We start from the raw sequence: 14,389 nt of genomic DNA, 5'->3' as shown, positions 1-14,389 counted from the left end.
TGTCCCCGATGTTCGTAAGCTGGTGGCGATGACGATCGATATCATGCTGCCGTTCTGGGGTGAGCCGGAGCTCCTCTACCGGACGGTGGAATCCGTCCGCGCGCAGAGCGACGGCGACTGGCGTCTCACCGTCATCGACGACGCCTACCCCGACCCTGGCGTGGCGGAGCACTTCGGCCGACTGGACGACCCGCGCATCCGCTACGTTCGCAACGACGAGAACGTCGGGATCATCGAGAACTTCCGGGCGAGCGTGCGTCTCGCGACGGCCGACCACCTGATGGTGCTCGGCAGCGACGATCTGCTCCTGCCCGGTTATGTCGCCTCCCTCCGTGCCGCGATCGCTCGGCACCCGGAGGCCGCCGTCTTCCAGCCGGGGGTCCGCGTCATCGACGAGCACGGCGCGCCCTCGCTGCCTCTCGTCGATCGGGTGAAGCAGCGCCTGCTCCGCCCGGACACCCGGTCAGGCGACGTCGAGATGCAGGGAGAGCGCCTCGCGACCAGCCTCACCCGGGGGAACTGGCTGTACTGGCCCTCGCTCGTCTTCCGCGCGGATGCGATCCGCGCACACGACTTCCGCGACGACCTGCCCATCGTGCTCGATCTGGCCATCCTCCTGGACATCGCCTTCGCCGGCGGGTCGCTCGTCGTGATCGACGACGAGGTGTTCGCCTACCGTCGGCACACCGAGAGCGCCTCGCAGAAGGCGATCCTGGACGGGACGCGCTTCACGGACGATCGCCGATTCTTCCTCGAGACCGCGCGACGGGCGGAGGCGCACGGATGGCGGGCGACGGCGCGGGCCGCCCGAGCGCGCGTTCTCGCCCGCCTCCATGCGCTGACGACGGTGCCCGCCGTCGTCCGTCACGGAGACGCCGACGGTCGTCGCGCGCTCTGGGCGCACATCCTGCGCTGATCAGCGGCGGCGGGCCGTTCCCCACGCCCGCAGCAGCATGATCCGCGCCCGCAGCACGGCGCGGATGCCGCGCGGCCGCGAGGGCGAGGCGTTCGTGTCGTGGATCCGGCGGCGGATCGTCGCTGCCTCGATGTGCGTCATCGTGCGATGCGCATTGCCGAAGAGCGCCAGCCACAGGTCGTGGCTCTCGTCCAGGTAGGCGGGGAACGGAAGCACGCGGTCCACGGCATCGCGGCGGATCGCCATGGCGCAGCCGTAATACGGCGCCATCCCGGCCAGGATCCGCAGCCCGTTGCGCACGCCCTGCCGGGACCACGCCGCCCGGAGACGCCAGGGTCGCCTCGTGACCGGATTGGGCAGCGGATCGTCCGAGCCGAGCAGCACCAGGTTCGACGCCGCGACCGCGGAGTTCGTCAGCGCCTCGACGAACAGCGCCCTGCGGCCGGGGATCCAGACATCGTCCTGGTCGGAGAGCATCAGGATGTCGCCGGTCGCCCGCTCCATCGCCTCTTCGAAGGTGCGGACGTACCCGCGGTTGTCCGCGCGTGCATGCACCCGGATGCGCGGATCGTCGAACCGCTCCAGCGCGGCGACGGTGCCGTCGGACGAGGCGTCGTCCACGACGACCAGCTCGTCCTGCGGCTCGAGCTCCTGCAGGATGGATTCGATCTGCGGACCGAGGAACCGCTCGCCGTTGTACGTCGCCATGCAGACGCTCACGCGCACCGTGCTCACGCCGTGACCTCCTTCTCGGACGTGCGGAGCTCCGCCCGCAGCACGAGGACCTGGTAGCCCGCCACGCAGAGCTCGGACAGCGCCACGGCCCAGGCCACCGCCGGCACCGATCCGAGGGCCGCGAAGAGCAGGATGAGAGGCGCTCCGACCAGCGCCCCGATGAGCGTCGACGCCGCCAGGGCCCGCACGCGGCCGACGACCACGAGACAGGCGTATCCGACGATCGCCGCCGTGGCGATCCCCACGAAGGCCACGCCCAGCGGCAGCGACACCTCCCACGGGACCGTGATCCGGCCGACGGAGAGGAGCGTCGACACCCAGGGGCTCAGTGCGGCGATGCACGCGCCGCCGATGACGCCGATGATGACGGCGGCGAGGGTCGCGATCCGCGCTCGTCGCCGGAAGTCCGCCCCCGGGTCGGGCACCCAGCTCTGGAAATACTGCTGGATGGGCAGCAGCGCGACCGAGGCGTACTTGAACAGGCGATCGGCGATCGCGTACATCGGCTGCAGCGCGGGGAGGAATGTCTGCACCGCCACCATCGGCAGGATCACGTAGAGGCCGCTGACGAGCGTGGCGGAGACGGCGTGGCGCTGTCCCCCCAGCGCCGTGCGCAGGGAAACACGATGGTGCGGCCGCGCAGAGGAGCCGCGGAGGACGATCACGGCATCCAGGATGACGGCGCCCATGAAACCGAGCCCTTGAGCGACGATGTAGACCCAGAGCTCGCCGGTGACGACAGCGCCGATCACACCGGCGATGGCACCGAGCATGGTCGGCAGCGTGTCGCACAGCAGCAGGCGCATCGGACGCCCCTCGCCGGTGAAGTACCAGGTCGCCCCGAGGTTCGGCAGCAGGTACACCGCCGCGCCGAGGAACAAGATGAGGACGTCACTGCGGGTCAGGAACCAGAGCACCATGGTGAGGGCGGGCACTACCAGCAGGTACAGCAAGGCGCGGACCCGGAGCGAGCTCCGATAGAAGGCCGGCCTCTGATCCGCCGCGATGCCGGCCACCGTCGCCGCCCCGGTCGCACCCCAGCCGAAGGCGACGAGGATGCCGCCGAACTGTGAGACGGTCTGGATGAGCGCGAGCCTGCCCCACGTCGCTTCCCCGAGCGCAACGGTCAGCAGCGGAATCGTGATGATGCCGATGAGCGTCACGACGCCGACCGAGACGGTGAAGCCGCTCAGACGTCCCGCCGCGGTGCGGACGGCGCCGCTCACCTCTGCTCCGATTCGATCACGGGTGCGCTCCACCGGATCTCGGCCGCGATGGGTGCGAGCGCCGCGGGCATCCGACCCATGCGTCCGCGCAGGGCGGCCACGAATGCGGCGCGATACAGCCGCAGCAGCGCACGTCGAGGTCGGGCGACCCAGGCCGCGTTGACGAAATGGATGCCGTCGAGCAGCGAATCCCTCGCGATCTGACGCGGCGCCGAGACGAAGTACTCCCTGTTGAGCACGAGCCGATTGCGCAGGCGGTAGAAGTAGCGGAACGGGGTGCTCAGCGTGATCTCCGGCGGGATCCCGGGCAGCGCCACGGTCCGGCCGAACAGCTCACGCCGGTACTTCGTGCCGAGCGCGTGCTCCATGCGCACACCGCCGGCCGCGAGCACCCGCCAGCCGCGCCGGCGCAGGCGCAGCTCGAACTCGGTGTCGACGAGGTCGATGAAGAAGTCCTCCCGGAGGGCGCCCTCTGCGGCGATGACGGACGCCGGGATGAGCATCCCCGACTGGATCACGTTGACGGCATCGCCGAACGGGGCGACGGGCCCCCTCTGCTGCCGCACCCCGGCGAAGTGCTCCGGCACGATCAGCCCGACGCGGTCGCCGGCAGCGGTCGCGGCATCGTGAGCCGCCACCAGGGCGCTCACGAAGCCCGGCCCGACCCAGGAATCCTGGTCGAACGTGACCACGAACTCCGCTCCGGCCTCTCTGGCGCGGTCGATGCCGTCGTTCAGCGCCGCCGCGATGCCGTCGTTGGCCCCGCGTCGCACCACCGTCACGCCGCCCGCTTCGAGCGCCGACAGCACGGCGTCGGCCGCGGGACCGGAGCCGTCGTCGACGACGATCACGCCCTCGACCTGCGCGGTCACCGAGGCGACCGCGTCGAGGGCGGCTTCACCGGGCCGAAAGGTCGAGAAGACCGCCCAGACATGCGCGGCGCTCATCCGAGGCGCACCGGACGTCGAACGGGGAGCGGAGACAGGAGCATGGCGCATTTAGACTAGCCTCATTCGCTGATCGATCCCCGCAGACCCGGAAGGCCCTCGCGTGTCGACTTCCCCCTTCGGCACCATCGTGCTCGCCGCCTACTCCCCTGATCCGGAGCTCCTTCGCCGCCAGCTCGACTCCCTGCGCTCGCAGACGGTGCGGAACTGGGAGTGCGTGATCTCCGTGGACAGCGACCCCGCCCCGGTCGCCGCACTCGTCGAGGAGATCACCGAGGGCGACGATCGCTTCCGGATCATCGGCGACGGCACCCGGCTCGGCTTCTACCTGAACTTCGAACGCGCTCTCCTCGAGGTCTCCGAACACAGCACCTGGGTGGCGCTGTGCGATCAGGACGACCGGTGGGACGCCGACAAGATCGAGCGCCTGCTCCCCCATCTCGACGAGGTGTCGCTCGTCTCCGCGCAGGCGAGGATCCTCTCCTACCCCTCGGAGACGGAGACGGGCCGCACAGAGCGTCGAGATCACGGCGCTCTCTTCACGCTGCTGTCCAACGAGTTCACGGGCTCGCTCTGTCTCTTCGGACCGGAGCTGCTGGCCACAGCGCTTCCGTTCCCGCGCGCATCGACCAGGGTCGCGACGCACGATCACTGGCTCGCCGTCGTCGCGTCCGCTCACCGCGGCACCCGCATCGTGGACGACGTCGTGCAGGACTATGTCCAGCACGACGCCAACGTCTTCGGGGATCCGAGCCGTCTCGGCGGCGGCAGCATCCGAACCTCCGTGGCGAACGTCCTCGGCCAGGCCGAGCGCTTCGAGGGCTCCCGCTCCCCGTTCGCGGTCGCGAGGATGACGTTCTGGACCTACGTGGGATGGCGCCAGCTGATGGTCGACACCCTCGACTCCCGGATTCCCGCCGACCGCATCGACGTCCGCCGCGATCGCGCCTTCGGGCATGCCCGGCGCCTGACGGCGGTGTCCGCCCTCCTCCGCGAAGCGCGCCGGCGGGAGATCGTGCCGCCCCGATTCGCCGTGGAGTACCGGGCGAGCTGGTTCTGCGGTGCCATCACCGGCGGGCGCCGAGCCGTGCGGCGGACGTCGGGCGTCTGAGCGGCCGTCAGTCGACGTCGTCGGGTCGCTGGCCCTCCAGGCGAGAGGTCCTGCTCTCGAGCCGGTCGAGCTGGGTCCGCAGGATCGCCGACTCCTCCGCGAGGCGTCGCGTCTCCTCCTCGACCTGGCTCAACTCCCAGGAGAGGTGCAGCGAGACTCCGAGAAGGAGGAGGATCGCGGTCGCGAAGAGCAGGTTCGAGGGCACCTGCACGCCGAGGAAGGCTGTCAGACCTGCGAGGAGGCCGGGGAACAGCCCGACGATGAGCACCGACACGGCGATGATCAGCCACAGGACGGCGTACTTCTCGCGCAGCCTGCGGGTGAGCAGCATCCACAGCACGACCACGAGGATCAGGATGGCGAGGGCGATGCCGACGAAGACGATCATGCGCGGGGCTCCCCTGCTCGCGATCCCGTCCGTCGCATCGCGGCGAGCATCAGCGCGAACACGGACCTGAGCAGGTAGACCGTGGAGCCGAGAGGCCCCTGGCTGGGGTTCCCGTGGACGCGAGGACGCATCGCGACCCCGACCTGGGTGACGGTGAGTCCCGCGTGGAGGGCGGCGACGAGCGAGTCCAGCGTGTCTCCCAGGTACTCGGCCGGGTAGTAGCGCACATACTGGTCGATCGCTCGGGCGTTGGCCGCACGGAATCCGCTCGTCACGTCGGTGAGGCGGGTCTTCGCGATGCGCGAGACCACGGAGGCGAGGAACACCATGGCCCACCGGCGCGGGCCGCGCACCGAATAGTCGCCGACATCGGAGAACCGCGCTCCGATCGAGATGTCGGCCCGGTCGAGGCCGGCGAGCACCCGCTCGATGTCGACGGGGTCGTGCTGCCCGTCGGCGTCGACCTGGATGGCGGCTCCGTAGCCTTCCCTGGCGGCGTAGGTGAATCCGGTGCGCATCGCGCCGCCCACGCCGAGGTTGAAGGGCAGGGAGAGCACGGCGGCGCCGGCGTCCCTCGCCACCGCGGCCGTCGCGTCCGTCGATCCGTCGTCGATCACGACGACGTCATAGCGCGACGACGCGGCACGGATCTCCCGCACGGTGGTTCCGACGTTGCGTTCCTCGTTCCACGCGGGCACGAGGACGAGAACGCGGTTCGCACGCGTGTTGTCGGTCATGTCAGGATCTCCGAGTTCAGCCCAGACCGCACGCGGTCACTTCGTACAGTCTGGCATCGCCCTGGCTGTCCACCAGGCGCACCACCCCGGAATCCGCGAGCTCGTCGAGGCCGGGGAGGGGGTGCGAGCCGTTGTGCACCTCACGCTCGCCGAAGTCCAGCACGAAGCCGACCCCGGTGGCGCGCAGCGCGTCGCAGACCGACGGCTGCGTCGCGGCATCGGCGAGATGGTCGTTGACCGTCTGCGCGTCCTCGGAGACGTCGACCAGGATGTGCGGCATCAGGACGGGCCGTCCGCCGATCGCATAGGCCAGGGCGGTGCCGGTGTACGGGTTGCCTGCGATCGTCTCCCCCGCGGGCACGTGCTCGGGAATGCGCTCGAGCAGGTCCATCTCGTCCGCGCTCACCAGAGCCGAATCGTCGGTCAGTGCGAACTGCCGGTGCGCCTGCTCGACCGCGTGCGGCATGGCAGGGAGCGGGAACAGGACGAAACCGACGACCGCCAGCGCCAGACCCGTGATCGTCCGAGCCCGCACGGCCTCGGGGCGAGCGGTCCGCCAGCGTCGCGCGACGGCCTGGACCGTGCGTGCCAGGCCGAAAGCCGCCAGCGGGACGAGCGCCACGCCGAACACCGCCGCGAGCCGCGGCCAGTTGTTGTACCAGCTCCCGGTGAGCGCATCGCGGAGCGTGGGGAACGGCGAGGCGATGACGACGATGAAGAGGCCGGCACCCACCACCCAGGACAGCACGGCGACCGCGACGGGGCCGGTGCGCTCGCGAACGGCCCAGACGAGACCGAGGAGGATCGCGACGGCGACCCCGATCGACACCGTGCCGTAGAACATCGACACCTGGGCGACCTCGACGGCCGCCTGGGCGGGACTGAGCGCGGTCGGCCAGAGTCGGGTCGGCAGCGGCGGGCGCAGGACCTTGAGGAGCAGGAGTCCGAGGCCGAGGTAGGCGAGCACGCCGACGATCAGACCGATGCGTGCTCCCGCGCGGGCGTGACCGCGCCAGAAGCGGACGGCGAAGACCGCGACCATCGGGACGGAGAGGGCGAGCCACGCGACGAAGCCGCCAGGATGGGCCAGGGCCACGCCGGGGATCGCGCCGAGCACGATGAAGGCCCACCATCCCGGCGCGCGCTGCCCGGAGGACGAGCCGATGCCGAGCATCGAGGCGGTGGCGGCGAGCGTGACCGGAGCTGTGGCGAGTGCGAGCTGGAAGGGGTAGAGGACGCCGTAGTCCATGGGGAGCAGCGGGAACATGGGCACCGACGCGCTGACGATCGCGGCGCTCACCGTGACGGCGGCTGTGGCGCCGCCGAGCACCCGGGAAAGCAGCACAGCGCCCGACGGCCAGATGACGGCCGCGATCACCAGGGTCTGGGCGTTGACCACGGTGGCGATGCTCGCGCCGCTGAGCTGGGCGACGATGGCGGCCGTCGCGTGCCACACGGAGGGGTAGAACGGCACTCCCCCGTTGGGGCTGGTCATCTGTCCGAGCTCGAGCGGCGAGGCGGCCCCGGTGTCGAGGATGTAGCGGATCGCATTGAGGTGGAACACGTTGTCGAAGGTCTGCGAGATGGCCGTCGGACCGCCGATGACCGACAGCGTCTGCCAGCCGATCACGACCGCGGCCAGGCCGACGGCGAGCACGGTCCACCACGGCGAGAAGGATCTGGGCGACGCGACGGGCGATGCCGTCCTGCGGCGCACGAGCACGACCCCGACGCCGATCACGACGGTCAGGATGAGACTCGGCAGGATCGACCAGCCGAGGCCGAGCCAGCCGGCGACCACGCTCGCGCCGCCGATCACCGTCGTCGCGAAGGCCGGGGCCGCGGCGACCGCCCACAGCCCGCGCAGCCCGATCACCCACGCCAGCGACCCGCCGAGAAGCGCGTACACCGCGACCAGGACGACGGCGGGCCACAGCAGTTCGAGCATTCCCATTAGTTCCAGACCTCTCGCGGACAACCGAATCAGGATAGCCCGCACGCTTGTCGATCCCCTGCGTGCAGCACCGCATGAGAGCGCTTACCGCTCGCGCCCCGGGGTTCCAGGAACAGTGTGACAACATAGAGGCGTGAAAGGCATCATTCTCGCCGGGGGCTCCGGCACACGTCTGCACCCCATCACTCTCGGAGTGTCGAAGCAGCTGATCCCGGTGTACGACAAGCCGATGGTCTACTACCCGCTGTCGACGCTCATGCTCGCAGGGATCCGCGACATCCTCGTGATCACGACCCCGCATGACGCCGCGCACTTCGAGCGGCTCCTGGGCGACGGATCGCAGTTCGGGATCAACCTGCAGTTCGCGCAGCAGCCGTCGCCGGACGGGCTCGCGCAGGCCTTCACGATCGGGGCGGACTTCATCGGAGACGACTCGGTGGCCCTGGTCCTCGGCGACAACCTGCTCTACGGCCCGGGACTCGGCAGCCGCCTGCAGCGGTTCGAGGACATCGACGGCGGCGCGGTCTTCGCCTACTGGGTGGGCGAGCCCCAGGCGTACGGCGTCGTCGAGTTCGACGACGAGGGCCGCGCGGTGTCGCTCGAGGAGAAGCCGGCACAGCCGAAGAGCAACTACGCCGTGCCCGGTCTCTACTTCTACGACAACGACGTGGTCGAGATCGCTCGCAACCTCGCGCCGAGCGCGCGCGGCGAATACGAGATCACGGACGTCAACCGCGCCTACCTGGAGCGCGGCAAGCTCCAGGTCGAGGTGCTCCCGCGGGGCACTGCCTGGCTGGACACCGGGACCTTCGACCAGATGACGGACGCCGCCGAGTACGTGCGCACCATGGAGCGGCGCACCGCGCTCAAGATCGGCGTTCCGGAGGAGGTCGCGTGGCGTCAGGGCTTCCTGAGCGACGACGAGCTGCGTGAGCGCGCAGAGAAGCTGGTCAAGTCGGGGTACGGGGTCTACCTGCTCGACATCCTGAAGAGAGGACACGCATGAGCCGCCTGCTCGTCACCGGAGGCGCCGGCTTCATCGGCTCCAACTTCGTCCACCACGTCGTCGGTCACACGGATCACCACGTGACCGTCCTCGACGCTCTCACCTACGCCGGCAACCGCCGGTCGCTGGAGGGCCTCCCCGAGGACCGCGTCACGTTCGTCGAAGGCGACATCACCGATGCGACGCTCGTCGACCAGCTCTTCGCCGACGCCGACGCCGTCGTGCACTACGCGGCGGAGTCGCACAACGACAACTCGCTGAACGACCCGCGTCCGTTCCTCGACACGAACATCATCGGAACGTACACGCTGCTCGAGGCCGCACGCCGGCACGACCGCCGGTTCCACCACATCTCCACCGACGAGGTGTACGGCGACCTCGAACTCGACGACCCCGAGCGGTTCACCGAGTCGACCCCGTACAACCCGTCCTCGCCGTACTCGTCGACCAAGGCCGGCAGCGACCTGCTGGTCCGGGCCTGGGTCCGCTCGTTCGGGGTGCAGGCGACGATCTCGAACTGCTCGAACAACTACGGCCCCTACCAGCACGTCGAGAAGTTCATCCCCCGTCAGATCACCAACGTGCTCCGCGGCATCCGCCCGAAGCTCTACGGTGCCGGGGAGAACGTGCGCGACTGGATCCACGCGGACGACCACTCCTCCGCCGTGCTCACGATCCTCGACAAGGGTGCGATCGGCGAGACGTACCTGATCGGCGCAGACGGTGAGCGGAACAACAAGGACGTCGTCGAGCTGATCCTGACGATGATGGGTCAGCCGGCGGACGCCTACGACCACGTGACGGATCGTGCCGGACACGACCTGCGGTACGCGATCGACTCGACCAAGCTGCGCACCGAACTCGGCTGGCGCCCGCAGTTCTCCGATTTCGAGGCCGGCCTGTCGGCGACGATCGACTGGTACCGCGACAACGAGTCGTGGTGGGCGCCCAGCAAGGACGCCGTGGAGGCGTTCTACGCGGGCAAGGGCCAGTGAGCACGGCGTTCGGGAAGTCGCTCGAACGGATCGAGACGCCCATCCCGGGTCTCGTCGTGTTCGAGCTGCCCGTCCACGGAGACTCCCGCGGCTGGTTCAAGGAGAACTGGCAGCGCGAGAAGATGACCGCACTCGGCCTCGAGGACTTCGGGCCGGTGCAGAACAACATCTCGTTCAACGATGCCATCGGCACGACGCGCGGCATCCACGCGGAGCCGTGGGACAAGTGGGTCTCCGTCGCGACCGGCCGCATCTTCGGCGCCTGGGTCGATCTGCGGGAGGGCCCGAGCTTCGGGACCGTGTTCACGACGGAACTCGACCCCTCGCGGGCGATCTTCGTCCCTCGCGGCGTCGGCAACTCCTACCAGACCCTCGAGACGGACACCGCCTACACCTACCTCGTCAACGACCACTGGTCGCCGGACGCGTCGTACTCGTTCCTGAACCTGGCGGACGAGACCGCCGCCATCGACTGGCCGATCCCCCTCGCCGAGGTCGAGATCTCCGCCAAGGACAAGGCGCACCCGCGTCTCGCGGAGGTCACGCCGATCCCGCCGAAGCGGGTCCTCGTGCTGGGCGCGTCCGGCCAGCTCGGGCTCGCACTGCGGGCCCGGTTCGGCGACGCCGCGCACATCGAGTACGCCACGCGCGAGGACATCGACGTGACGGCTGCCGATCTGGCCGACGCCCGCCGTTGGCGGGACTACGGACTCATCGTGAACGCGGCCGCCTACACGGCCGTCGATCAGGCGGAGACCCCGGAGGGGCGCGAGCAGGCCTGGGCTGCCAACGCGACGGCGGTGGCAGCGCTCGCCCGCGTCGCGACGGAGAACGGCATCACACTCGTCCACGTGTCCAGCGACTACGTCTTCGACGGCACCCTCGAGGGCGCCTACACCGAGGACGCCCCGCTTCGCCCGTTGGGCGTCTACGGTCAGACCAAGGCCGCCGGTGACCTCGCGGCGTCGACGGCCGCGCGGCACTACATCGTCCGCACCTCCTGGGTGATCGGCGAGGGCGGCAACTTCGTCCGCACCATGCATTCGCTCGCCGAGCGGGGCATCGACCCTCGTGTGGTGGGCGACCAGGTCGGACGCCTCACGTTCACGTCGGACATCGCGGACGCGATCGCGCATCTGGTCGAGACGGACGCCCCGTTCGGCGTCTACAACGTGACGGGATCGGGCGACGCCTCGTCCTGGGCGGAGATCGCGCGCGAGGTGTTCCGGCTGGCCGGCCACGACCCCGACCGCGTGACCCCGGTCAGCACGGACGAGTACTTCGCCACCGCCGCGGGGCCGGTCGCCCCTCGGCCGCGCAACAGCGTCCTCGACCTCACGAAGATCGTCTCGGCCGGGTTCTCGCCCGCCGACGCGGAAGAATCACTGCGCGCCTACGTCGCAGGCCTGAAGGGTTGATGGAATGAGACTCAGCGTCATCGGCTGCGGATACCTCGGGGCGGTGCACGCGACGGCGATGGCGTCGCTCGGCCACGAGGTGGTCGGGATCGACGTCGACGAGAACCGGATCGCGATGCTCGCATCGGGGAAGGCGCCGTTCTTCGAGCCCGGTCTCGACGACCTCCTCGGTCAGGCGCGCGATAGCGGCACGCTGACGTTCTCGACCGACTTCGCCGCGGCATCCGAGGCGACCGTGCATTTCATCGCGGTGGGCACCCCCCAGAGCGCCGACGGCGACGGCGCGGACCTGCGCTACGTCGACAGCGCGATCGCCTCCCTCACGGCCGTCCTCTCCCCCGGCGATCTCGTCGTCGGGAAGTCCACGGTCCCGGTCGGCACGGCCCGGCGCGTCGCCGATGCCATCCGCCCCACCGGCGCACGGCTGGTGTGGAACCCGGAGTTCCTCCGCGAGGGTTTCGCGATCCAGGACACCCTGGCACCGGATCGTCTCGTGTACGGAGTCGAGAGCGATGACGCGTCCGCCGCGGACGTCGCCGTCCTCGACGAGATCTACCGGCCGGCGATCGAGTCCGGCACACCGCGCGTGGTCACCGACTACGCGACCGCGGAGCTCGTGAAGGTCTCGGCCAACGCCTTCCTGGCCACGAAGATCTCGTTCATCAACGCGATGGCCGAGATCGCCGAGGTCACCGGCGCCGATGTCACCCAGCTCGCCGACGCCATCGGCTTCGACGCACGGATCGGTCGCCGGTTCCTCAACGCAGGCATCGGATTCGGCGGCGGATGCCTGCCGAAGGACATCCGGGCGTTCGCCGCGCGTGCCGAGGAGCTCGGCGTCGGCGAGTCCGTGCGGTTCCTGCACGAAGTCGACGCGATCAACCTGCGCCGCCGGCAACGTGTCGCGGACCTCGTCGTGGCGGCCCTCGACGGCGCCCCGGAGGGCCGTCGGGTGGCGGTCCTCGGACTCGCGTTCAAGCCCGACTCCGACGACACCCGCGATTCGCCCGCTCTGGATGTCGCCCGACGTCTGCACGCTTCCGGCGTCGACGTCCAGGCGTTCGACCCGGCGGCGAATGAGACGGCACGGCGTGTCGCTCCCGACCTGTCCTACGCCGAATCGGTCCTCGCTGCCGTCGACGGCGCCGAGGTGGTCGTCGTGGCGACCGAGTGGCGGGAGTTCCGCGACCTCGATCCGGCGACCGTCTCTGCAGCCACCACCGCTCGGACCATCGTGGATGCGCGCAACTGCCTGGATCCCGTGGCCTGGCGCGCCGCTGGATGGACCTACTTCGGCATGGGGCGCCCATGACCGGCCCGCGCGTGAGCATCGTCGTCCGAACGAAGAACCGTCCGGACTTCCTGACCCGAGCGCTCTCCAGCATCACCTCCCAGGTATTCGACGACTGGGAGGCGATCATCGTCAACGACGGGGGCGACGCGGCGAAGGTGGCGGCGCTTGTCGCCGCGCTCCCCGATCCGTCGCATCGCGACCGCGTCCGCGTCATCGACCATCCGGAGTCCCGCGGTCGCTGGGTCTCCGCCAACGCCGGCGTCCTGGCGGCGACGGGCGAGTTCCTCGTGCTGCACGACGACGACGACTCCTGGCACCGTGACTTCCTCGCCAGGGCCGTCGAGTATCTCGACGCCCACCCTGAGCGGCAGGGCGTCGTCTCTCGCATCGAGATCGTCTGGGAGCGCGAGGAGCAGGGCCGCTTCGTCGTGGAGGAGCGCGAGGAGTTCCAGTCCCAGCTCACCGCCCCCCTGCTCACCGACACCCTCCTTTTCAACAGGTTCGTTCCCATCGGCTTCCTCTACCGTCGCTCGCTGCACGCCGAGATCGGCCTCTACGACGAGAAGCTGCCCGTCGTCGGCGACTGGGACTTCAACCTGAAGGTGCTCTCCCGTGGCGCTCTCGAGTACCTCGGCGATCAGCCTCTGGCTTACTGGCATCAGCGTCGCGGCGCCACTGGCAGCGCGGCGAACAGCGTGGCCGGCGCCCGCAGCGACCACGCCCGGTACGACGCGAGCATCCGCGAGGAGGCCCTGCGGAGCTGGGTCGAGGAGAACGGCACCGGCCTGGTGCTCTACCTCACCAAGTTCATCGACCAGCGATTCGTCGACGTGGAGAACGGCATCCGCGAGGAGATCGTCGCCTCCTCGTTCTGGCGGCGCGTCGAGCGCCGCCTGCGCCGGCGCCGCTAGGAGCGCAGGAGCTCGACGGCGTCGGTGATCGGTCCGTCGAAGATCATCTTCCCCTTCGAGATGACGATCCCCCGCGAGCACAGCTCCTGGACCATGTTCATGTCGTGGCTGACCACGAGCATCGTCACGCCGCGGGCGGTGAGCTCCTTGATCTTCTGCGCGCACTTCGCACGGAACGGGGCGTCACCGACGCTCAGCACCTCGTCGACGAGCAGCGTGTCAAGGTTCACGTGGATCGCCACCGAGAAGGCGAGCCGCATGAACATGCCGGACGAATAGTGCTTGACCTCCTGGTCGATGAAGTCGCCGATCTCGGAGAACGCGACGATGTCGTCGAACTTCTCGTCGGTCTCCTTGCGTGACATCCCCAGGATCGCGGCGTTCAGATACACGTTCTCGCGGCCGGACAGATCCGGGTGGAAGCCGGCGCCGACCTCGATGAGACCGGCCACCCTGCCCCGGGTGAGCACCCGTCCGCCGTCCGGCTCGAGCACTCCGGAGACCAGCTTCAGCGTCGTCGACTTGCCCGATCCGTTCATGCCGAGGATGGCGACGGATTCGCCCTCCCCCACCTGGAAGCTGATGTCGTCGAGAGCCAGGAACTGATCCGTCCTGACCTTCTTCTTCTGCAGCCATCCGATGAACGCCTCCTTGAAGGAATGCGAGTTCCTCCGCAGGAAGTACTTCGATGCGCCCTCGACGATGATGGTGGGAGGGGTGGCGGTCTGCACCGCGATCAGATCTTGCATGT

At 69.5% G+C, this 14,389-nt stretch carries 14 protein-coding genes; 7 read left to right on the top strand and 7 right to left on the bottom strand.

Annotated features, from left to right (window positions below; translation table 11 throughout):
- Positions 1–28: 28 nt before the first annotated feature.
- Complete coding sequence (locus tag CSX12_RS06335) at positions 29–916, top strand: glycosyltransferase family 2 protein (protein WP_124895229.1); 888 nt, start codon at positions 29–31, stop codon at positions 914–916.
- Here the strand turns inward: CSX12_RS06335 and CSX12_RS06330 are convergent, their stop codons facing one another.
- Genes CSX12_RS06330 through CSX12_RS06320 form a run of 3 tightly spaced genes read right to left on the bottom strand, consistent with a single transcriptional unit; the run spans position 917 to position 3,824 of the window.
- Positions 917–1,651 (bottom strand): glycosyltransferase, encoded by a 735-nt coding sequence (locus tag CSX12_RS06330; RefSeq protein ID WP_225855794.1) that lies wholly within the window; start codon positions 1,649–1,651, stop codon positions 917–919.
- Positions 1,648–2,877 carry a hypothetical protein gene (locus CSX12_RS06325; RefSeq protein WP_124895228.1) on the bottom strand — a complete coding sequence of 410 codons (1,230 nt, stop codon included), beginning with the start codon at positions 2,875–2,877 and terminating at the stop codon, positions 1,648–1,650. The genes CSX12_RS06330 and CSX12_RS06325 overlap by 4 nt, the downstream gene beginning before the upstream one ends.
- Positions 2,874–3,824 carry a glycosyltransferase gene (locus CSX12_RS06320; protein WP_164479545.1) on the bottom strand — a complete coding sequence of 317 codons (951 nt, stop codon included), beginning with the start codon at positions 3,822–3,824 and terminating at the stop codon, positions 2,874–2,876. The genes CSX12_RS06325 and CSX12_RS06320 overlap by 4 nt, the downstream gene beginning before the upstream one ends.
- 103 nt (positions 3,825–3,927) lie before the next feature.
- Here CSX12_RS06320 and CSX12_RS06315 point away from each other — a divergent pair, with 103 nt between their 5' ends.
- Entirely contained in the window at positions 3,928–4,935 is a 1,008-nt protein-coding gene (locus CSX12_RS06315; protein WP_124895226.1) for a glycosyltransferase, read from the top strand.
- A 7-nt stretch (positions 4,936–4,942) separates the two neighbouring features.
- On the opposite strand, the gene CSX12_RS06310 is transcribed toward CSX12_RS06315, so the two are convergent.
- Genes CSX12_RS06310 through CSX12_RS06300 form a run of 3 tightly spaced genes read right to left on the bottom strand, consistent with a single transcriptional unit; the run spans position 4,943 to position 8,014 of the window.
- A complete protein-coding gene (locus CSX12_RS06310) occupies positions 4,943–5,323 on the bottom strand; it encodes a DUF2304 domain-containing protein (RefSeq protein WP_124895225.1) in 381 nt (126 codons plus the stop codon).
- The gene (locus CSX12_RS06305) at positions 5,320–6,060 is read right to left on the bottom strand and encodes a glycosyltransferase family 2 protein (RefSeq protein WP_124895224.1); all 741 of its coding nucleotides are present in this window, start codon (positions 6,058–6,060) and stop codon (positions 5,320–5,322) included. The genes CSX12_RS06310 and CSX12_RS06305 overlap by 4 nt, the downstream gene beginning before the upstream one ends.
- 16 nt (positions 6,061–6,076) lie before the next feature.
- On the bottom strand, positions 6,077–8,014 hold the full coding sequence (locus tag CSX12_RS06300) for a DUF6541 family protein (protein ID WP_124895223.1): 1,938 nt from the start codon (positions 8,012–8,014) through the stop codon (positions 6,077–6,079).
- Positions 8,015–8,147: 133 nt separating this feature from the next.
- On the opposite strand from CSX12_RS06300, the gene rfbA reads away from it, so the two are divergent.
- Genes rfbA through CSX12_RS06275 form a run of 5 tightly spaced genes read left to right on the top strand, consistent with a single transcriptional unit; the run spans position 8,148 to position 13,638 of the window.
- Positions 8,148–9,020: a glucose-1-phosphate thymidylyltransferase RfbA gene (rfbA, locus tag CSX12_RS06295; RefSeq protein ID WP_124895222.1), complete on the top strand. Its 873-nt coding sequence runs from the start codon at positions 8,148–8,150 to the stop codon at positions 9,018–9,020.
- On the top strand, positions 9,017–10,015 hold the full coding sequence (gene rfbB, locus CSX12_RS06290; protein WP_124895221.1) for a dTDP-glucose 4,6-dehydratase: 999 nt from the start codon (positions 9,017–9,019) through the stop codon (positions 10,013–10,015). The genes rfbA and rfbB overlap by 4 nt, the downstream gene beginning before the upstream one ends.
- On the top strand, positions 10,012–11,433 hold the full coding sequence (gene rfbD, locus CSX12_RS06285; RefSeq protein ID WP_124895220.1) for a dTDP-4-dehydrorhamnose reductase: 1,422 nt from the start codon (positions 10,012–10,014) through the stop codon (positions 11,431–11,433). Before rfbB ends, rfbD begins: the two co-directional genes overlap by 4 nt.
- Positions 11,434–11,437: 4 nt before the next feature.
- Entirely contained in the window at positions 11,438–12,745 is a 1,308-nt protein-coding gene (locus CSX12_RS06280) for a UDP-glucose/GDP-mannose dehydrogenase family protein (protein ID WP_124895219.1), read from the top strand.
- Positions 12,742–13,638, top strand: coding sequence for a glycosyltransferase (locus tag CSX12_RS06275; protein WP_164479544.1), 897 nt, complete (start codon positions 12,742–12,744; stop codon positions 13,636–13,638). The genes CSX12_RS06280 and CSX12_RS06275 overlap by 4 nt, the downstream gene beginning before the upstream one ends.
- Here the strand turns inward: CSX12_RS06275 and CSX12_RS06270 are convergent.
- Positions 13,635–14,387, bottom strand: coding sequence for an ABC transporter ATP-binding protein (locus CSX12_RS06270; protein WP_164479543.1), 753 nt, complete (start codon positions 14,385–14,387; stop codon positions 13,635–13,637). The genes CSX12_RS06275 and CSX12_RS06270 overlap by 4 nt on opposite strands.
- Between the last annotated feature and the right edge of the window lie 2 nt (positions 14,388–14,389).

The organism is Microbacterium sp. Y-01, from assembly GCF_003856715.1.
Lineage (GTDB): Bacteria > Actinomycetota > Actinomycetes > Actinomycetales > Microbacteriaceae > Microbacterium > Microbacterium algeriense.
The sequence above is the reverse complement of the archived record's forward strand: the minus strand, read 5'-3'. Positions and strand labels throughout refer to the sequence as shown.